This is a genomic window from Nonomuraea indica (genome assembly GCF_002850745.1).
Lineage (GTDB): Bacteria > Actinomycetota > Actinomycetes > Streptosporangiales > Streptosporangiaceae > Nonomuraea > Nonomuraea indica.
The window spans coordinates 162,103-181,479 of the sequence record NZ_KZ559471.1 but is presented as its reverse complement, the minus strand read 5'-3'; the positions used below and the strand labels follow the sequence as shown (position 1 = coordinate 181,479).

General features: G+C 73.8%; 14 protein-coding genes. 10 read left to right on the top strand and 4 right to left on the bottom strand.

The window, feature by feature from the left end; genetic code table 11:
- Window positions 1-20 precede the first annotated feature (20 nt).
- Genes CXR44_RS17615 through CXR44_RS17605 form a run of 3 tightly spaced genes read left to right on the top strand, consistent with a single transcriptional unit; the run spans window position 21 to window position 3,159 of the window.
- Window positions 21-974 (top strand): glycosyltransferase family 2 protein, encoded by a 954-nt coding sequence (locus CXR44_RS17615; protein WP_101787152.1) that lies wholly within the window; start codon window positions 21-23, stop codon window positions 972-974.
- Window positions 971-1,783, top strand: coding sequence for a polysaccharide deacetylase family protein (locus CXR44_RS17610; protein ID WP_101787151.1), 813 nt, complete (start codon window positions 971-973; stop codon window positions 1,781-1,783). Before CXR44_RS17615 ends, CXR44_RS17610 begins: the two co-directional genes overlap by 4 nt.
- On the top strand, window positions 1,780-3,159 hold the full coding sequence (locus CXR44_RS17605) for a lipopolysaccharide biosynthesis protein (protein ID WP_101787150.1): 1,380 nt from the start codon (window positions 1,780-1,782) through the stop codon (window positions 3,157-3,159). The genes CXR44_RS17610 and CXR44_RS17605 overlap by 4 nt, the downstream gene beginning before the upstream one ends.
- Here the strand turns inward: CXR44_RS17605 and CXR44_RS17600 are convergent.
- Window positions 3,097-4,047 carry a glycosyltransferase family 2 protein gene (locus tag CXR44_RS17600; RefSeq protein WP_101787149.1) on the bottom strand — a complete coding sequence of 317 codons (951 nt, stop codon included), beginning with the start codon at window positions 4,045-4,047 and terminating at the stop codon, window positions 3,097-3,099. The two genes, CXR44_RS17605 and CXR44_RS17600, sit on opposite strands and share 63 nt — an antisense overlap.
- Window positions 4,048-4,146: 99 nt before the next feature.
- Between CXR44_RS17600 and CXR44_RS17595 the strand changes: the two genes are divergently transcribed.
- The 4 genes from CXR44_RS17595 to CXR44_RS17580 all read left to right on the top strand — a co-directional run bounded on the left by CXR44_RS17595 (window position 4,147) and on the right by CXR44_RS17580 (window position 10,640).
- Window positions 4,147-5,319: a DegT/DnrJ/EryC1/StrS family aminotransferase gene (locus CXR44_RS17595; protein ID WP_101787148.1), complete on the top strand. Its 1,173-nt coding sequence runs from the start codon at window positions 4,147-4,149 to the stop codon at window positions 5,317-5,319.
- A gap of 88 nt (window positions 5,320-5,407) precedes the next feature.
- Window positions 5,408-6,493 (top strand): glycoside hydrolase family 26 protein, encoded by a 1,086-nt coding sequence (locus CXR44_RS17590; RefSeq protein ID WP_101787147.1) that lies wholly within the window; start codon window positions 5,408-5,410, stop codon window positions 6,491-6,493.
- A 146-nt stretch (window positions 6,494-6,639) separates the two neighbouring features.
- On the top strand, window positions 6,640-10,233 hold the full coding sequence (locus tag CXR44_RS17585; protein ID WP_101787146.1) for a glycosyltransferase family 2 protein: 3,594 nt from the start codon (window positions 6,640-6,642) through the stop codon (window positions 10,231-10,233).
- Window positions 10,230-10,640, top strand: coding sequence for a hypothetical protein (locus CXR44_RS17580; RefSeq protein WP_101787145.1), 411 nt, complete (start codon window positions 10,230-10,232; stop codon window positions 10,638-10,640). The genes CXR44_RS17585 and CXR44_RS17580 overlap by 4 nt, the downstream gene beginning before the upstream one ends.
- A gap of 50 nt (window positions 10,641-10,690) precedes the next feature.
- Here CXR44_RS17580 and CXR44_RS17575 read toward each other — a convergent pair whose 3' ends face one another.
- The 3 genes from CXR44_RS17575 to CXR44_RS17565 are packed head-to-tail and all read right to left on the bottom strand — an operon-like array spanning window position 10,691 to window position 14,127.
- Complete coding sequence (locus tag CXR44_RS17575) at window positions 10,691-11,461, bottom strand: SDR family oxidoreductase (RefSeq protein ID WP_101787144.1); 771 nt, start codon at window positions 11,459-11,461, stop codon at window positions 10,691-10,693.
- Window positions 11,458-12,498, bottom strand: a complete 1,041-nt coding sequence (locus CXR44_RS17570; protein WP_101787143.1) for a phosphotransferase family protein — start codon at window positions 12,496-12,498, stop codon at window positions 11,458-11,460. Before CXR44_RS17570 ends, CXR44_RS17575 begins: the two co-directional genes overlap by 4 nt.
- Before the next feature lie 9 nt (window positions 12,499-12,507).
- Window positions 12,508-14,127, bottom strand: a complete 1,620-nt coding sequence (locus CXR44_RS17565) for an aminotransferase-like domain-containing protein (RefSeq protein WP_425437433.1) — start codon at window positions 14,125-14,127, stop codon at window positions 12,508-12,510.
- Between the two features lie 126 nt (window positions 14,128-14,253).
- Here CXR44_RS17565 and CXR44_RS17555 point away from each other — a divergent pair, with 126 nt between their 5' ends.
- The 3 genes from CXR44_RS17555 to CXR44_RS17540 all read left to right on the top strand — a co-directional run bounded on the left by CXR44_RS17555 (window position 14,254) and on the right by CXR44_RS17540 (window position 19,358).
- A complete protein-coding gene (locus CXR44_RS17555) occupies window positions 14,254-14,892 on the top strand; it encodes a pyridoxamine 5'-phosphate oxidase family protein (protein ID WP_101787142.1) in 639 nt (212 codons plus the stop codon).
- An 85-nt stretch (window positions 14,893-14,977) separates the two neighbouring features.
- Complete coding sequence (locus CXR44_RS40165) at window positions 14,978-17,542, top strand: protein kinase domain-containing protein (protein WP_219601860.1); 2,565 nt, start codon at window positions 14,978-14,980, stop codon at window positions 17,540-17,542.
- Between the two features lie 112 nt (window positions 17,543-17,654).
- On the top strand, window positions 17,655-19,358 hold the full coding sequence (locus CXR44_RS17540) for a serine/threonine-protein kinase (RefSeq protein ID WP_101787141.1): 1,704 nt from the start codon (window positions 17,655-17,657) through the stop codon (window positions 19,356-19,358).
- The last annotated feature ends 19 nt before the right edge of the window (window positions 19,359-19,377 follow it).

Below are 19,377 nucleotides of genomic sequence, written 5' to 3'. Positions count from 1 at the left end.
CCGGAAACAAGGTCCCGCCCGTGCTTACATCCGTCGTCATCTGCGTCTACACCGAGGACCGCTGGGAGGACATCAGGCAGGCCGTCGAGTCGGTCGAGCGCCAGCGGCGCCCCGCGCACGAGCTGATCCTCGTCGTCGACCACAACCCCGACCTGCTGCTGCGACTCAAGGCCGCATACCCGCGGGCCGTCGTGGTGGCCAACAGCCACGAACGCGGCCTGTCCGGCGGCAAGAACACCGGGGCGGACATCGCCACCGGTGACATCGTCGCCTATCTGGACGACGACGCGGTGGCCGATCCCGGTTGGCTGGAGGCTTTGGAGGAGGGCTTCCAGGACACCGACGCCGGCGGCACGGTCGTGGGCGTGGGCGGGCGGACGGAGCCACTGTGGGCGTCGAAGCGGCGCCCGCGCTGGTTCCCGTACGAGTTCGACTGGACCGTGGGCTGCACCTATCGGGGCATGCCCGCGGTCCGGGCGCCGATCCGCAACGTCATGGGCGGCAACGCGGCGTTCCGGCGCGAGGTGATCGGCGAGGTCGGCGGCTTCCACAGCGGCATCGGCCGCAGCGTGCAGGGCCGCAAGAGCCGCCCGCTGGGCTGCGAGGAGACCGAGTTCTGCATCCGGCTGAGCCAGCGCAGGCCGGGCTCGGTCATGCTGTTCGAGCCGCGGGCCCTGATCGGGCACAAGGTGCCCCGCCAGCGCGAGACGTTCTCCTACTTCCGCTCCCGGTGCTACGCCGAGGGGCTGTCCAAGGCGCTGGTCACCCGGGAGGTGGGCAGCCAGGACGGGCTGTCCAGCGAGCGGGCGCACGCCCTGAAGACGCTGCCGCTCGGCGCGCTGCGCAGCCTGGGCGAGGCGCTGCGCGGCGATCCCGGCGGGGTCGGCCGGGCCGTCGCCATCGTCGTCGGGCTCGCCTGGACCGCCTGGGGCTATCTGGTGGGGTCCGTACGGCTGCGAGGTGCGGGACGGTGATCCGCGTACCGATCCTCATGTACCACTCGGTCACCGACACGCCGAAGGACGAGACGCGCGGGCTGTCGGTGCGCCCGTCCGACTTCGCCGAGCAGCTCGCCTACCTCGCCGGCAGCGGCTTCACCCCGCTGACGTTCGGCGACCTCGCCGCCTCCCTGGCCCGGGGAGGCGGGAGGCCGATGCCGGACAGGCCGGTCGTGGTGACGTTCGACGACGGCTACGCCGACTTCCACTCCCAGGCGCTGCCCGTCCTGGAGCGGCACCGCTTCGCCGCCACGGTCTTCGTGACCAGCGGATGGCTGGCCGACGCCGGCGCCGACGCGGCGGGCCGCCCGCTGGACGACATGCTGAGCTGGGGCCAGGTCCGCGAGGCCGCGCAGGCCGGGATCGAGATCGGCGGCCACAGCCACAGCCATCCCCAGCTCGACCAGCTCCGCGACGCCGAGCTGCGCGACGAGCTGCGCCGCAACAAGGGGCTGCTGGAGGAGAAGGCCGGCGTCCCGGTGACGACGATGGCCTATCCCTTCGGCTACTCCAGCGCGCGGGTGCGCCGCGAGGCCGGGGCGGCCGGCTACGTCGCCGCCTGCGCCGTGGCCAACGCCGTGGCCGACGCGGTGCCCGGCGGGCGGCAGGACCTGCTTGCCGTGCCCCGGCTGACCGTGGCCAGGAACACCGGCATGGACAAGTTCCGCCGCGCCGTCGAGGGCCGCGGCGTCCCGCTGCTCTACCTGAAGGAGCGGGCGCTGACCAAGGGCTACGCGGTCGTGCGCCGGACCAGGTACGCGATCCGTCAGGTCGTGGCCCGGTGAGCGGGAACGTCCAGCCCGCCGACCGGCCGGCGGGCCCGCGCCGATGGTTGCCGTCCGACCTCGACGACCCGCTGCTGCGCAGCGCGTACGCCCTGATGCTGAACGCGGGGGCCGGCGCGGTCATCGGGCTCGGCTACTGGACCGTCACCGCCCGCGTCTTCGACGAGGACGACGTCGGCGTCGGCATGGCGATCCTGGCGGCCATGCGGTTCCTCGCCGCGATCACCTCGTTCGGCTTCGTCGGCACGGTGGCCCGGTTCGTCCCCGAGGCCGGGCGGCGGACCGGGCGGTTCGTCGCGACCGTCTACCTGGCCGGGGCCGGTCTGTCGGCCGCCGCGTGCCTGGTGTTCCTGCTGACGCTGACGAGCTGGGGAGAGACCTACCGCCTGCTGTCGGGCTGGACGGCCGGTGTGGTCTTCACCGCCATGGTGATCGTGTGGAGCATCTGCACGTTGCAGGACGTGGTGCTCACGGCGCTGCGCAAGGCGCCGTGGGTGCCGGTGGCCAATCTCGTCTTCTGGGTGGTCAGGTTCGGGGTGCTGGCCGCGTGCGCGTTCGCGCTGGCCTCGGCGTCGGGTGCGGCGGTGTCCTGGGCGGTCTTCCTCGCGTGGATCGCGCCCGGGCTGCTGGTGGCGCTCTGCCTGAACACGATCGTCTTCAGGCGGCTGATCCCCGGGCACTCACGGCTGACCGCCGCGAACACGCTGCCGCCGGCGCGGCAGATCGGCAGGTTCCTGGCCGGCGACTACGCGGGCTCCATCTTCACCCTGCTGTTCAACTACGGCGTGCCCGTGCTGGTGGCCGCCCAGGTCACCCAGGAGATGAACGCCTACTACGGGCTGACCATCACGCTCGGCGCCATGCTGGAGATGCTCAGCTACACGATGGCGTCCTCGCTCACCGTGGAGGGGGCGTTCGACTCGGCCCGGCTGGCGGAGAACTGCCGGCGGGCGCTGCGCCGGACGTTCCTCATCCTCACGCCGCTGGTGGTCGCGGCGGCGGTGCTGGCGCCCGTCGGGCTGCTGTTGTTCGGTGAGGGGTACGCCGCGCACGCCACCGACCTGATGCGGCTCATCGCGCTCGCGGCGCTGCCCCGGGCGGTGGTCGAGCTGTACCTGGGCGCGCTGCGGGCGTTGCGGCGCGCCGGGACCATCGTGTTCGTGCAGTTCGCCATGGCCGCGATGGCCATCGGCGGGGCGCAGCTGCTGCTGCCGCGCTACGGCATCACCGGAGTGGGCATGGCGATCTTCGGCAGCCAGACCGTCACGGCGCTGGCCGTGCTGCCGGGGCTGCGGCGGATCGCCGCGGGCCGGTCACGGGGCCCCGAACCCGCGCGCCTCCATCCGCCGGACCACCCAGGCCGGGTCGAGCCGTAGCAGGGCGATCACGGCGACGCCGTAGGACCTGATCTCCCGCGGGTCGGTGACGAAGGCCCGCGCCGCCCAGCGCAGCGCCTCGGCGCGGCGCCCGACGGCGACGCGGGTGAAGGCCACCTGGCCGGCCAGCCGCGAGTAGCCCTTGCGGGAGGTGCGGATCTCGGGATAGTGCTCCAGCAGCCACTGCAGGGCCTCGGCGATGGTGTCCCAGCGTCCGGCGAAGTGTGACTGGCCGTGCATCGCCACGTGCAGGTGCTCGCCGGGCACGTGCACGATCGGCGCGTGCCTGGCGGCGCGCAGCAGCATCTCGTAGTCCTCGCCGTAGCCGCTGGGGATCGTCTCGGAGAACAGCCCGACGGCGTCGCCCACGAGCGCGGCCCGCCGGGCGAGGAACCCGGACGGGTGCATCGCCGGCTGGCGGCCGTCGAGCAGGTCGGAGAACGGCACGCGCTCCTTGTCGAGCGGGATGTGGCGGGTCCACTCCGGGTGCACGATCAGCGAGCCGCAGGTGGCGAAGACCGCGTCGGGGTGCCGGCGCAGCGCCTCGATCTGCACCCGGACGCGGGTCGGCAGCCAGGTGTCGTCGTCGTCGCAGAAGGCCACCCACTCGACCTCGTCGCCGTGGGTGAGGATGCCGCAGTTGCGGGCGGCGGGCAGGCCGCGCCGCCGGTTGTTGCGGACCACCCTGACCGGTCGCGCCGGGTCGTCGGAGACCAGGTCGGGATCGGGGTCGTTGCCGTCGAAGACGACCACCGTGGTGACCTTGCCGGGGTAGTCCTGCGACTCGATGCCCTTGAGGGCCTCGCGCAGCATCTCCGGCCGGTCGCCGCGCGTGCAGACCACGACGCCGACGTCCGGCCACGAGGAGGTAACGCCAGATTCCGTCATGGAGACAACCACCCTGGAGACGTGAGCGCGATCCGCGCCGGCTGAGGCTTACAGCGTATCGTTCATGGAGTGCCGGACACCCAGCGAAAAGGACATTCGATGCGGCTTCGTGAGGTGGGCGACGACGCCCTGACCTGGTCGCTCACCCGGCGGACCGGCCGCCCCGGCCTCTATGTCCCCTCCGCCCGGCTCGGCCTCTATCTGGCCCTGCGCGGTCTCGTGCCGCGCGGGCGGCGGGTCCTCATGTCCCCGGTCAACTGCGAGACCGTGCTGTTCGCCGCGGTCGCCGCCGGGCTGCGCCCGGTCATGGCGCCGGTCTCCCCCGACGACGCGACCATCGACGTCGACCGGGTCGACTGGCGTGACATCGGCGCCGTGGTCGCCACCCACCTGTACGGCCTGCCGGGCCAGGTCGAGCGGCTGGCGGCCGAGTGCGACCGGCGCGGGGTCGTGCTCGTCGAGGACTGCGCGCACGCCTACCTGACCGAGGTGGACGGGCGGCACGTCGGCACGTTCGGCGCGGCCGGTGCGTTCAGCCTGTCCAAGCATCCGAGGGCCGGGGCGGGCGGCGTGCTGACCGTCGCCGACACGGCCACCCGCGACCGGCTGGCCCTGCTGCGCGACGGGCTGCTCACCGCGCCGTCCACCGGCGGAGAGGCGCGGGCGATGCTCGGCCCGCTGCTGCGCGACGCCGTCTACGCGCTGCGGCTGAGCACGCCGGCCTGGCGGGCGGCCCGCGCGCTCGGCATCGAGGCCACCCACACCAGCGACGACACGCGTGCCCGCGACCTGGCGGCGACGGCGGCCGAGCACGACGACCTGCCGGCGTTCGACCGGTGGATGTCGGTGGGCTCCGGCGGCTACCGCACCGCCCACGGGCCGCTGCTGCGCCGCTTCGCGGTCGGGCGGCAGCGCACGGCCGAGCGCGAGCGCGAGCGGCGGGTGCGGGGCGTGCGGCTGCTGGCCGAGCTTCCGGTGGTCGCGCCGCCGGTGCGGCGCTTCGCCGACCAGCCACTGTTCAGGGTGCCGCTGATCGTGGCGGACCGCGACGCGGCCAAGGAGGCGCTGGAGCGCCGCGGCGTCATCACCACGGCCCTCTACACGCCGCCGCTCGACGACGACTTCGGCCCCCTGCTCGCCGAGCCGGGACCGACGCCCGAGACCGCCCTGTGGTGGACCCGGCACGTGCTGCCGGTGGACCCGCTGCAGGCGGCCCGCGCGCTGCCGGTGCTGCGCACCCTGGGCGCGCCGACGCGCCCCGCGGTCCGATGACACGAGATGAAACAACTTTATAGTTGCCTGCATACACTCTAGGTCGCCGAGCGTAACCTACCGGCCACCGAAGATCACGGAGAGCCACATGCCGCAGGAGACCGGGGCCAAGCACGCCGTCCCCCGCAAGAGCCGTCGCAAGCTGTGGGCCGCGCTGGCCGGGTTCTCGGTGCTGGTCGCCGGAGGGGCGGTGGTCTACGTCGCCACCCGGCCCGGCACGCAGGCGGTCACGCAGGGGCAGGGCGTGCCCGAGCGGCCCTGCTCGGCGCCGGCCACGCTCAAGCAGGGGCCGGCGTGCGGCGCCTGGTGGGGGATCTACACCCCGCCTGCGCAAGGCAGCATGCTCACGTCGGTGACCCGCCTGGAGCAGCAGGTCGGGCGGACGTTCGACATCGTGTTCACCTACCACGACATGTCGGAGTCGCGTAACGGCATGATGCTGCGCGACGACGAGCCCGACCTCGGCCGCGACCGGCTGCTGCTGCTCGGCTGGGAGTCCGAGCGCTGGGAGAGCGGCGACAGCATCCCGTGGCGCGCCATCGCCCGCGGCGAGGCCGACGCGAGCGTCATCGACCCGCAGGCGCAGCGGATCAAGGCGTACGGCAAACCGGTGCTGGTCGGCTTCGACGGCGAGATGGAGCTGAGGCCCGACAGCGGCACCCCGGCCGAGTACGTCGCCGCCTACCGGCACATCGTCAACAGGTTCAGGGAGCTCGGGGTCACCAACGTGGCGTGGGTGTGGGGCGTCACCGGCTACTACCCCTACCGCAACCGGTGGAAGGCGTTCTACCCCGGCGACGCCTACGTCGACTGGGTCAGCTACGACCCGTACAACTTCGCCCGCTGCCGCAACGCCGCCTGGCAGAGCTTCGAGGACACCGTCGAGCCCACCTACGACTGGTTCATGAGCAACGGGTTCGGCCACAAGCCGTTCATCCTCAGCGAGTACGGCACCGAGAGCGACCCGAGGGACGAGGACGCGCGCGGCCGGTGGTACGAGGACGTGCCCGGGGTGCTGGAGGACCTGCCGAACATCAAGGCCGTGGTCCAGTGGAACGCTGTGGACGACAACAAGTGCGACTTCACCCTGACCGGCCCCGGCACGCTGGCCGCCTTCGCCGAGGCGGGCAAGGCTCCGTACGTCCGCAAGGACCTGCCGAAGACGCTGACCTGAGGCGAACCTCCACAGCGCCAGATATGTCGAAGTATCTAGGGATTCGCGCCGTAAAGCCTGATCATGAGGCATGCGTTGCGACCCCCGATACCGAGTAAAGTCACAGGCAGTCAGGACGCAGGGCCACGCCAGCGAAAGGTAATCCGGTGGAGGGCAGGAACACCGACGAGGTGACCGACGACTCGGCCACCAGGGCCATCCGGCTACCGCGCGGCCCCCTCTCCCAGCCCGGCGGGCCGCCGGCCGCCGAGGACGGCGACGGCTCGGAGACGATCCAGGTGCTCCGCCCCCGCCCCCGACCCGCTTCCCACGACGACACCGGGCCCGCCGACACCGGGCCCGCCGACACCGGGCCCGCCGACACGGAGTCCTCGGACGCCGGACCCGACGCCGGATCCGCCGACACCGGGTCCCCGGGAGCCGGATCCGACTCTCCGGACGACCTCGACGACGACCGTACGCTTCCCGGCCGGCCGCTGCCCGTTCGGACCGTTCCCGACGCCGCCGACGGTGACGACGGTGACGGGGGCGAAGCCGACGAGGACGTGACCGCCACCCAGGTGTGGGCGTTAACGGACGTCCAGAAGCTCGTGGACAAGGCCTCGAAGACCACACAGGACACGACCCCGGACACCGCACCCGGCCACGTCTCGGACGGCCCCTCGGGTGGGGCCCCGGACGGCGCCTCCGACGCGGCGGCGGACACGGCGGCCGGCGTCACGGCGGGCACGAGGACCGAAGCCCCGGCGGACCCCAAGCCGGACGCCCCGGCGGACCCCACGATCGACTCCCCAGCGGACGCCCCGGTGGACGCCCCGGTGGACGCCCCGGTGGACGCCCCGGTGGACGCCACGCTGGACTCGCCGGCCGACGCCACCGAGGACGTGGCGGCAGCGGACGTGGCGGGCGAGGAGGACGACGCCACCTACACCCGGCCCATCCCCAGGATCGCCGTCCGGGAGAAGCCCGCGGCACCCGGCGACCTCCCTTCCTCCCCTCCGAAGACGCCCACCCTCTCGGTGGTCATCGTCACCGGCGAGGTGGCCGCCTGGCACAACCTGCGGGTCACGCTCGCCTCCCTGCGCGCCCAGCAGGCGCCCCCCGAGCAGATCATCGTGGTCGTCGACCACTGCCCCGAGCTGGCGGAGCTGGCCCGGTCCGCGCTCGACGGGGTCGTCGTGCTGCACAACGAGGGCCACCGGGGCGTGGCCGCGGCCCGCAACCTCGGCCTGTCGACGGCCACCGGCGACGTGGTGGCCTTCCACGACGACGAGACCGCGGCCGAGCCCGACTGGTCGGCCGCCCTGCTGGCGGCGTTCGCCGACCGCCAGGTGCTGGCCGTCCGGAGCAACCTGACGCTGCGCTGGGTGTCGGGGCGGCCCACGTGGTTCCCCGAGGAGCTGACATGGCTCATGGGCGACTCGTGCACGGGCTCTCCTGACGAGGGCGAGCCGCTGTCCGACCTGTACGGCGCGGGCCTGGCGTTCCGGCGCGAGGCGCTGACCGAGGTCGGCGGGTTCCCCGAGGACCTCGACCACCAGGCCGGTCACGTGCTGGCGGAGCCGCCCGGCGGCGTCAAGGCCGAGCTGTGGCACCGGCTGCGCGGCCTGCACCCGAACGGCAAGGTCCTCTATGAGCCGTCGGCCAACGTCCGGTCCGGCATCTCGGCCCGGCGCGCCACCCGCGCCTACGTGCTGGCCCGCTGCGTCGCCGAGGGCAGGTCACTGGCCGCGGTGCCCCAGCGCGACCGGGGCCGCAGGGAGCTGAGCACCCACCTGGCCCAGGTGAAGGCGTCGTTGCCGCGGACGGCGTTCCACGCGATCACGCTGACCGGCCCCAACAACGTCAAGCCGTGGCAGGCGCTGCTGACCCGGCTGATGGCCATGGTCGCCACGCTCTTCGGCTACCTGAGCGGCCGCCTCGACTCCACCCGTACCGACCACATCCCGCAGGCCAGCAACCTGACGTGGTTCGTCGCGCGGACCGCGCTGCCGGTCTCCACCATCCTGTGGGGGCTGTCGCTGCGCTCGGTCAACCTCGACGAGATGACCGACCTGGGGTTGCTGACCGTGCTACCGGCCACCTTCTGGGTGGCGATAGCGCTCATGGTGATCGGGTTCGTCGCGCTGCTCGGCGACCGGCACGCGCTGGAGCTGTGGCATGCCGGCTACGTGCTGATCCTCATCGCGGTGCTGCACGCCACCCCGAGCCTCCTGTATCCCACGCTGCGCTACTCGTGGGCGTGGAAACACGTGTCGGTCATCGACTACCTGATCCGGCACGGGGCGACCGACCCCGGCACGGGGCCGCTGTCGGCCTACCACCAGTGGCCCGGCTTCTTCTCGTTCTTCGCGCTGATGACCGAGGCGGCCGGCCTGGACAACGCGATCGACATCGCCAAGTGGGGGCCGCTGGCCTTCAACGTGGCCACGCTGCTGCCGCTGCTGCTGCTGTTCCGTACGGTGACCCGGGACCGGCAGCTCATCTGGGGCGCGATCTGGGTCTACTTCTCGTGCTCGTGGGTCGGCCAGGACTACTTCTCGCCGCAGGCCACCACGCTGGCGCTGTACCTCATCGTGCTGGCGGTGGTGGTGCGGCGGTTCCGGCGGGGCCCGATCCGCGCCGGTGACGACCCCGACGGGCTGGCCGCCGAGCCGCCGCCCATGACCTCGACCTACACCCGGCTGACGTGGACGCTGCTGCTGGTCGTCCCGATCGCGGCCATCGCCTCCTCCCACCAGCTCACACCGCTCATGCTGGTGTCCACGCTGGCCTTCCTGTTCGTGCTGCGCAGATACCGCAACTTCGGCATCCTGCTGCTGAGCACCGCGCTGGCCGGCGGGTGGGCGGTCATCGTGGCGTGGAGCCTGCTGGAGAGCAAGCTCAACTACATCATCGAGTCGCTGGGCGACGCCCGGTCCAACCTCAACGCGGGTCTCGTCGCGCTCGGCGACGTCGCCCCGGGCCAGGTGATCGTGGCCTACGCCGACCGGGCGCTGTCGGGCGGGCTGTGGCTGCTGGCCATCGCCGGAGCCGTGCTGCGCAGGCGGTGGCTGCGCCGCCCCGGCCTGCCGCTGCTGATGATCGGGCTCAGCCCGCTGGTGTTCCTGGCGGCCGGCAGCTACGGCGGGGAGATCATCTTCCGGGTCTACCTGTTCACGCTGCCGCTCACGGCGTTCCTGGCGGCGTCGGTGTTCCTGCCCAACCGCCGCACGTGGGTCAGGGTGACGGTCCTTCCGCTCGTGCTGCTGCTCATGGTCGCGGGCTTCTTCTTCGGCAACTACGGCAAGGAGCAGAGCAACTACTTCACGCTGGACGAGGTGCGGCTGGTCAAGCAGCTCCACCGGATCGCGCCCGACAACTCCCTGATCGTGGCGCCCACGTTCTACCTGCCGGGCGCCTACGACGACTACGACAAGTTCGCCCAGCTCTGGCTGGACGAGCTGCCCCCGTCGCGCACGGCGGTGCCCAACCTGCCGGCGTACGTGCCGACCCTGTCCGAGTTCGTGAAGAAGCCGACGCCGTCGCTCATCAGCCTCATGTCGAAGATCCCGCCGGGGGCCAAGGCCTACCTGGTGCTCAACCGGGCGCAGCGGCCGGCGACGGAGACGGCGGGCATCCTGCCGAAGGGCACCATCGACCGGCTCAAGCGCGAGGTGGAGGCGAGCGGCCGGTTCACGCTGGTGCTGAGCAGCCCCGGCGGAGTCGTCTACGAGCTGCAACCTGCGAGGAAAAAATGACCTTCTCCCGGGTGTCGCTGCTGCTGCTGGCCGCCTCGGGCTGGCTCGCGGTGCTGGTGACCCAGGCCGCGCCGGGCTCGGCCCTGCGGGTGGTCACGACGATCGTGTTCCTGCTGGTGTGCCCGGGGGCGGCCGTGATCGGCCTGGTCCGCCCGCTGCTCGGGCGGCGTGACCACACCGGCGACGCCATGGAGAGCGGGGCGCTGGCGCTGGCCATCAGCATCGGCCTCGGCATGATCGTCAGCGAGCTCTACTTCCTGACGGCGACGTTCACCATGTCGCGCACGCTGATCACGCTCGCCGCCCTCACCTCGGCGGCGGCGCTCGGCGCGCTGGTGACGACCCGGCGCGCGCACCGCGTGCCGGTTCCCCGCGTCAACCGCCGCCGCGAGCCCCAGGACTGGTAACCCGGGTCAGCCGCTCCCGGCGCCGCGAGCCCCAGGACTGGTGGCCCGGGTCAGCCGCTCCCGCCGCCGCGCACCTCCGCCGGGGGCCGCTGGCCGCCGGCCGGGCCCGGGACGCCCGCGAACCGGTACGGCACCGGAGACCTGCCCGGCTGCACCACCAGGACGGCGCCCGGCTCCTCGGCGTAGAAGGCCGACTCGACGGCGGCGGCCACGTCCTCGGCGGTCAGCAGCGGGAATCCCGCCCCGCGGAACGTCTCGCGCATCTCCGACACCAGAGGCGTGTCGGTGAAGCCGGGGCAGACGGCGCCGATCCGGATGCCGTCGGCGGCGAGCGGCTGGGCCAGCGCGCGCACCAGGCCCACGACGGCGTGCTTGGTCATCGTGTAGATCGGGTCGGCGTCGTAGCCGACCAGCCCGGCGAGGGACGCGGTCACCACGATCGCGCCGCCGCCCGACCGGCGCAGCGCGGGCAGCGCCGCCTCGACGCCGAACACCACACCGTCCACGTTCACCCCGACGACGCGGCGGTAGCGCTCCGGATCGAAGGCGGCCAGGTCCACGCCGCCGACCACGCCGGCGTTCAGGTGGACGAGGTCGAGCCGCCCGTACGTCTCCAGGGCGAGGGCGACGGCGCGCTCCGACGTCTCGCGCTCGGTGACGTCGCCCGTCAGCGCCGTGCCGCCGAGCTCCTTGGCCAGCCGCTCGACCGCGTCGCGGTCGAGGTCGACCAGGACGCACCGGGCCCCGCCGTCGGCCAGCCGGTGGGCCGTGGCGGCCCCGATCCCGCTGGCCGCGCCGGTGATCAACGCCACTGAGCTCATGATGGGGCCTCCTGGTCGAGCATGCGGTGGGCGCGGGCGATCAGGGTGGGGACGGCGGCGCCGATGCCGTCGAACCCCTCCCCGACGGTCTTACCCTGCCGGAACCGGGCGTGGATACCCTCCACGATCACCGCGAGCTTGAAGTTGCCGAACGCCACGTAGAAGCCCAGGTCGCCGATGTCGCGGCCGGACACCTTGGCGTAGTGGGCGGCGAACTCGGCGGCGCTGAGGAAGCCGGGCGCGAGCGTCACGTCGCCCGCGACCGGCAGGCCGGCGCGCTCGTCGTCGCCGGGGTCCTGCCAGTAGGTGAGGGTGAGGCCGAGGTCGGCCAGGGGGTCGCCGAGAGTGGACATCTCCCAGTCGACCACGGCCATGATCTCCGGCCGCTCGCCGGTCAGGCGCACCAGCGTGTTGTCCAGCCGGTAGTCGCCGTGGACGAGCGTGCTCGCGGACGTGGCGGGCATGCGCGCGCGCAGCCGGGCGACCAGGCGGTCGTACTCGGGCAGGTCGGCGGTCTTCGACCGCTCCCACTGCTGCTCCCAGCGCTGGAGCTGGCGGGCCAGATAGCCTTCGGGACGGCCGAAGTCGGCCAGGCCCGCCTGCCGGTAGTCGACGTCGTGGATGGCGGCGAGCACCTCGGCCAGCCGTTCGGCGAGCCGCCGCGCCCGCTCGGGCGGCAGGCCGGCGAGCTCCTCCTTCTCGCGTACGGCGGTGCCGGCCACGTGGCCCATCACGTAGAAGGGCGCGCCGATGACGTCCTCGTCGGCGCAGAAGGCCAGCGCGGGCGGGACCGGCACGGGCGTGTCCGCCAGGGCGGAGATCACCCGCCACTCGCGCCGCATGTCGTGCGCGGTCGGGAGCACGTGACCGAGCGGCGGGCGGCGCAGCACGACGGGCCGCTCGCTCGCCTCCACGAGGTAGGTGAGATTCGACTTCCCGCCGGAGATCAGCGATGCCCGCAGGGGCTCGCCGGCGCTCGGGACATGCGCGGGCATCCAGGCGGCCAGCCGGGGCCAGTCAATGCCGGGTACGGTCATGGGACCACATTAGAACGCCGCTCGGGTTCGCTGCGCAATGAGCCGGGCGAGGATCGCGCACCCGCGGCGCACCTCCGGCAGCGAGGCGGAGCCGTACCCGATGACGAGGCCGTGCACCCGCGTCGGCCCGTGGTGGTGGCGGTCGGTGGAGTCGAGCAGGACGCCCTCCTCGCGGGCGGCGGCGACGAGCGGCGCGACCGCGTCCGCCGGGAGCTCGGCGAGGACGTGCAGCCCGGCCGTGTCGCCGCGCAGCCGGCACACGCCGCCCAGCGACTCGACGACCGTCGCCCGGCGGCGGGCGTACTCCAGCCGCATGCGGCGCAGGTGACGGTCGAGGTCGCCGCGCTCCAGCAGGGTGGCGACGGCCTGCTGGACCGGCCCGCTGGTCCGGTCGCCCAGCTCGTCCCGCAGGACCGCGACCCGGTGCACCAGCTCCTCGGTGCCGACCAGCCAGCCGAGCCCCACGTCCGGAGCCAGCGTCTTCGACAGGGTGCCGAGCAGCACGACGCGCGACGGGTCCAGCCCGAAGAGGGCGGGCAGCGGCGCGACGTCGTAGCGGAACTCGGCGTCGTAGTCGTCCTCGACGACCATCGCGCCGGTGGCACGCGCCCAAGTCAGCAGGCGTTCGCGGCGCGGGATCGGCAGGCGCGCGCCGAGCGGGAACTGGTGGGCCGGGGTGGTGTAGAGCAGACCGAGATCGGCGGGGAGGCCGTCGACGACCACGCCGTCCTCGTCGACCGGGCAGGGCACGATCTCGGCGCCCCTGGCCGCGAACACCGCGCGGGCCACCCGGTAGCCGGGCTCCTCCACTCCCGCCCGGCCGCCGCCGGCGAGCAGGGCCAGGGCGCACAGGTCGAGGCCGTTGCCGGTGCCGCGGGTGACGAGGATGTTCTCCGGGCCGACGGTCACGGCCCTGGTGCGCCTCAGGTGGTCGGCCAGCAGTCGCCTGAGGTGGGGCAGGCCGTACGGGTCCGGGTCGCCTCCGGGGGGCAGGTCGGCGGCCCTGCGCCAGGCGCGCCGCCAGGCGGGCTCGTCGTAGTCGCGCACCCAGGGATGTCCGGGCCGCAGGTCCACCGGGGAACCACCGGACGCCGTGCCGTTCCGGGCCTGGGGCCCGTGGGACGCCGTGCCGTTCCGGACCTGGGGTCCGTGGGAGGTCATGCCGTTCCGGCCGGCCCGGGGTCCAGGGGACAGCACGGCGTTGCGCTGGGGGCCGCCGGAGGCCGTGCCGTTCGGGATCGCCGACGCGCCGTGCGCGGTCGCGGGGTCCGGGACCTCGGCCGGCGCGGCGCCTCCCCGCTCCGGCACGCTCGGGCCGCCCTCGCCGCCACCCCGGCCGGCGCCCCAGCCGCCGCCCGGGCCGGTCGTCGCGCGACCCGGCGGGCCCAGACCGGTCGTGCCCGCCGGGGCGGGGCGGCGGGGCGTCTCGGCGGGGGCGACGAACGTGCCCGAGCCGTGGCGCCCCTCCAGCCACCCCTCGGCGTACAGCTGCTGGAACGCCTCCGTGATCACGGTCCTGCTGACCCCGAGCTGCGCGGCGAGCCCGCGCGACGACGGAAGCCGCTCCCCCGGCGCGAGCGTGCCCGCCAGCATGGCCCGCCGCAGCCAGTCGGCGAGCTGGGCCGACAGCGGCGTGGCCGCTCCCCGGTCCAGGGCTACGGGCAGATCGACGAGGCTGCGCACGAAAGTGGTCTCCAAGAAGCGCTCGATAGTGGCCCTACAGGATAGGTCCACTTCGCGGCTAGCGTCGAACGCATGCTCTCCACCACATCCCGCACCACGCTCGGTCGCGAGAAGCAGCGCGGCAGTACCGGCCGGAGCGACCTGTACGAGGTGCTCGACACCGGCCTGTTCTGCCACCTGGGCGTGGTGGTCGACGGATACCCGATGGTGGTGCCGACCGGATACGGCCGCATCGGCGAGACCCTCTACCTGCACGGCTCCACCGGAGCGCGCTCGCTGCGCGCCGGCGACGGCACGGAGGTGTGCGTCACGGTCACGCACGTGGACGGGATCGTGCTCGCCCGGTCGGTCTTCCACCATTCCGTGAACTACCGCTCGGCCATCGTCTACGGCCGGGCCAGACTGGTGACGGACGAGGAGGAACGGCTCGCGGGACTGCGGGCGCTGACCGAGCAGCTCGCCCCCGGCCAGTGGGACCACGCCCGGCCGCCGTCACGCAAGGAGCTGGCGGCCACGGCCGTCCTGGCCCTGTCGCTGGAGGAGGCGTCCGTCAAGATCCGGCGCGGCGGGCCGAGCGACGAGCCCGAGGACTACGCCCTGCCGGTCTGGGCGGGGGTGCTGCCGCTGGAGACCTCGTGGGGCGCTCCGCTGCCCGATCCGGTGCTCCCAGAAGGTATCGACGTACCTGTTCACATCAGCGGCCGACGGTAGTTCCATGAGACCGGAACCACCTGGCAAACTTTCCCTCTAGATCACGCGTCTCATCAGGTGGGCCGACTCCTGATGGGAGGCAGGCATGGAGTGGAGCGCTCCGGGTTACACCGAGGTCAGGCAGCTCGGCGCGGGTGCCGGGGGCCGGGTCGTCCTCGCGGTGCACGACGAGACAGGTGTCAGGGTCGCGGTCAAGTACCTGTCCGCGCGGCTGCTGAACGACCCCGAGGCACTGGACCGGTTCCAGGCGGAGGCCCGCCTGCTGATGACGCTGCGCGACCCGCACATCGCGACGCTGTGGGAGTACGTGCAGGAGCCCGAGGGCGCGGCCATCGTCATGGAGCTGGTCAACGGCGTCTCGCTGCGCGCGCTGCTGCGCGAGAACGGCACGACGGGGCCGGAGGCGGCACTGGTCGTGCTCAAGGGTTCGCTGCTCGGGCTCGCCAGGGCGCACGCGTCGGGCCTGGTGCACCGCGACTACAAGCCCGAGAACGTCATCGTCCGTCCTGACGGCGTCAGCAAGCTCGTCGACTTCGGCATCGCCGTCCGCCAGGGCACGGCCTCGACTCCCGCGGGGACGCCCCCGTACATGGCGCCGGAGCTGTGGGCGGGCGCGCCCGCCTCGCCGGCGACCGACGTGTACGCGGCGACGGCGGTCTTCTTCGAGTGCCTGACCGGTCACCGGCCCTACCGGTCCACCGAGCCGAGCGTGCTCGGCTACCAGCACGTGTACGCGCCCGTCCCGGTGCACGACGCCCCCGAAGCGGTCCGCGAGCTGCTCATGCGCGGCCTGGCCAAGGACCCGGCCGACCGGCCCGCCCGCGCCGAGGTGTTCGTGACCGAGCTGGAGGAGGCGGCCAGGGCCGCCTACGGCGACGACTGGGAGGAGCGCGGCAGGCGGCGGCTGGCCGCGCTCGTGGGGCTGCTCGCCATGCTGCTGCCCACGCCGGAGCCGCCTCCCGCCGAGGTGACCACCTCGCTGGCGCAGACGGTGTTCCGTGGGGCGGCGCGTGGCGCGCGCAACCACGCGGTACGGCTCGGCATGGGCGCGGGGCTGGCCGCCGTGGTCACCATCGCCGCGGTGGCCGTGCTGTCCGGGCGGACGCAGGGGCCGAAGTCCTTCGACGTGGCCGCCGCGCCGTCGCAGCCGGGCCCGGCCCAGCTCGGCTCCCCGGGCCCTCTGCCCGATCCGGGCGACAGCGGCTCGCCGGAGCCGGTCACGCCGCCGTCCGGCAGCGTGACCGGCGACCCGTCACCCGGCGTCCTGCCGTCCGTTCCGGGCACCGGCGGCCCGGAGACCGAAGGCCCGGAGCCGCGCGGGCCCGAGACCGGCGGCCCGCGCACGACGCCGCCGCAGCCGACGCCGCCACGGACGTCGGGGACGCCCGGGACGCGGACGGACACTCCTCGGCCGAGCGTCTCCCCCACCACCCCGCAGACGATCCGCCCGACCACGGGCACCCCGACGAGGACCGGCAGCCCCACGCCGACCCCCACGCCGACCCGCACGGCCACGCGGACTCCCACTCCCACCCCGACACCCACCCGGACCCCGACGCCCACCCCGACACCGACACCGACACCGACGCCCACCCCGACGCCCACCCCGACACTGACCCCGACGGCGACGCCGACGCCGGGCACGGCGGTGGCCGCCATCGGCGTCGGGTCCCTCACGGTGAACGCCGAGGCCGTCGCCGCCGCCACGGTCACCGTCCGGGCCACCGGCACCGCCCCCATCGCCGTCACCGCCACGTGGGCGGTCGGCGGCGTCGTCGTCGACACCCAGCGCTCGTCCCTGAGCGGCGACACCTCCTACACCCGCACCCTCAGCCACGACCTCGGCCGGCGGACCTGCGGCCGGACGGTCACCCTCACCGTCGCCACGACCCCCGCCGCACCCGGCGGCGCCGGGACGGCCACGCTGGCCGTGCCGCCCTGCCCCACCACGGTCACGAACCTGCGGGTCGCGCTCGCCATGGCCCACGGGCCGGGCCGGTCGGCCACCGCGCGGATCCGGGTGGCGACCAGCGGCACGGCGGCGGTGCCCGTGCGGGCCAGGTTCGCGGTGAACGGCGACACGGTCGCCACCAGGGAGGCGACGCTGTCCGGCAGCACCTCCTACAGCCGGTCGCTCGGCCACGCCTTCCGCAGCCGCCCGTGCGGCGCCACGCTCACGGTGCTGGTGACGGCCGGGGACCGGCAGGCCACGGCCCGCACCCGGGTGAGCTGCCCGCCGGGCGTCCAGCGCGTGTCGATCGTGCGGGCGGCGATGGCCGAGCCCGGCACCGCCACCGCGGTCGTCGTGGTGAACACGGTCAACGAGCAGCCGGTGGGACTCACCGTCTCGTTCACCGTGGGCGAGCTGTCGCGTACCGAACGGCTCAGCCTGTCGGGCGGCGCCTCCTACACGAGGACGATCGCTCACGCGTTCGGCGAGGTGCCGTGCGGCGCGACCTGGCGGGTGCGGGCGGTCACCGACCCGGCGGCGGGCAACGGCGCCGCCGTGAGATCGGGACGGACCGCCGCCTGCCCGCCGTCGGAGCCTCCGCCGGAGGAGCAGCCCGGGGACGGCGAGCCGGCGGAGCCACGCCCGCAGGACGGACGTACGAAGGAGACCCCGGCGGCGGGAACCGGCACAGTCCGTTGACCTGCGATTTCAACCTGATTCATCTACTAATGGGCGGATAGCGGTCCTTTCTGGTTAAGCTACGGTGCGTTTGTTTTGGGTGGGGGCCCAGAAGACTCCAGAGGAGACCGTTATGCACGGTGATGAGCAGTGGGAGGTCCCTGGGTACAGCGCCGTCCGCGAGCTCGGGAGCGGTTCCGCCGGCCGGGTGGTCCTGGCGAGGCGTGACCACGACGGCGCCGAGGTCGCCGTCAAGTACCTGGCCGACCAGCTCAGGTACGACGTGGGCTTCGTCGCCCGGTTCCGGCACGAGGCCCGGCTGCTCGCCACCCTGCGCAGCCCGTACAACGCCCGGCTGATCGACTACGTCGAGACCGGGTCCGGCGCCGCGATCGTCATGGAGCTCGTCAACGGGGTTTCGCTGCGCCAGATCCTCCGGTCGGAGGGGCCCACCGGGGCGGAGGCCGCGCTGACCGTGCTCAAGGGCTCGCTGAAGGGCCTGGCGGCCGCGCACGCGATCGGCGTGGTGCACCGAGACTTCAAGCCCGAGAACGTCGTCGTCCAGGGCGACGGCGCCAGCAAACTCGTCGACTTCGGCATCGCCGTCCGCACCGGTGAAGGCGGCAGCGCCGCGGGCACCCCGCCGTACATGGCGCCGGAACAGTGGTCGGGAGCCGCCGCGGCGCCCGCCACAGACGTCTACGCCGCCACGGTCGTGTTCTTCGAGTGCCTCACCGGCGCGCGGCCGTTCCGGGCGTCCAACCTCGCCGCGCTCGCCCGGCAGCACCAGAGTGTGCAGCCTCCGGTCGAGGAGGTGCCCGAGCCGCTTCGTGGCCTGGTCGAACGCGGCCTGGCCAAGAACGCCGCCGAGCGGCCGCCGTCGGCCGAGGCGTTCCTCACCGAACTGGAGGCGATCGCCGCCGAGGCGTACGGGCCCGACTGGGAGGAGCGCGGGCGCCGCCGCCTGGCGCGGCTCGCCGGCCTGCTCGCCCTGCTGTTCCCCAACAAGCCGGACGTGCCGGCGGAGACGCGGACCTCGCTCGCCGAGACCACGTTCGACCAGCCGTCCGGGCTGCTCGCCAAGCTCTCCACGAAGATCCTCATCGGTGCGGTCTGTGTCGGCCTGCTGGTGGGCGTGACGATGGTCGCGGTGAACGCCTTCGACGACGACGCGGCGCTGCGCGCGCAGAGCTCGGAGGTGACGCCGACCACGGCCGAGCCCGCGACGCTCGAACCCGCCGACGACACCACTGACGAACCCACCGACGAACCGGCCGACGACGTCCCGGAGGAGACCGAGGAGCCCACGGCGTCGCCCACCGCATCGACGTCCGACGAACCGGTGACGCGGCCCACGACGTCGGCCGCCGTCCCGGTCGCCACGACGAAGAGCCCCACGCCGAAGGCGTCGACGTCACCGTCGCGGCGGCCGACGCCCACCCCGGTCAGGTCCACCGGCAGGCCGACGCCCAGCGAGTCGCCCGACCCGGAGATCACCGGCACGGTCGACGACCCGCCCACCACGCGGGCGACGCGGTCGCCCGTCCCGTCGGCCTCGCCCACCACCGCCCGTCCCTCCGCCTCCTCGCCTCCCGCCTCCTCCCCCGCGGCCACCCCGTCGGGTACGGCCGGCACGCCGACGAGCGGTGACGGCGGCGGGGACGGCGGGTCGGGCACGCCCAGGGCGACCGGGTCCGACGGCGCGACCCCGGTCCCCGAGTCCACCGGGACGGCCGCGGCCACGCTGCTCGCGGCCGGGCTGGTGACGTCCGGCACGGTGCCCGTCACACTGGCGGTGAAGCGCCGCGTGGCAGGGCGGCATCGGAGGAAGCGCTAGCGGCACCGGGGAGCGACGG

Excerpts from the sequence above, each read along its gene's own strand:
- CXR44_RS17600 (WP_101787149.1), bottom strand. The coding sequence starts at position 4,047 with ATGACGGAATCTGGCGTTACCTCCTCGTGGCCGGACGTCGGCGTCGTG.
- CXR44_RS17595 (WP_101787148.1), top strand. The coding sequence starts at position 4,147 with ATGCGGCTTCGTGAGGTGGGCGACGACGCCCTGACCTGGTCGCTCACC.
- CXR44_RS17590 (WP_101787147.1), top strand. The coding sequence starts at position 5,408 with ATGCCGCAGGAGACCGGGGCCAAGCACGCCGTCCCCCGCAAGAGCCGT.
- CXR44_RS17580 (WP_101787145.1), top strand. The coding sequence starts at position 10,230 with ATGACCTTCTCCCGGGTGTCGCTGCTGCTGCTGGCCGCCTCGGGCTGG.
- CXR44_RS17575 (WP_101787144.1), bottom strand. The coding sequence starts at position 11,461 with ATGAGCTCAGTGGCGTTGATCACCGGCGCGGCCAGCGGGATCGGGGCC.
- CXR44_RS17570 (WP_101787143.1), bottom strand. The coding sequence starts at position 12,498 with ATGACCGTACCCGGCATTGACTGGCCCCGGCTGGCCGCCTGGATGCCC.
- CXR44_RS17555 (WP_101787142.1), top strand. The coding sequence starts at position 14,254 with ATGCTCTCCACCACATCCCGCACCACGCTCGGTCGCGAGAAGCAGCGC.
- CXR44_RS40165 (WP_219601860.1), top strand. The coding sequence starts at position 14,978 with ATGGAGTGGAGCGCTCCGGGTTACACCGAGGTCAGGCAGCTCGGCGCG.
- CXR44_RS17540 (WP_101787141.1), top strand. The coding sequence starts at position 17,655 with ATGCACGGTGATGAGCAGTGGGAGGTCCCTGGGTACAGCGCCGTCCGC.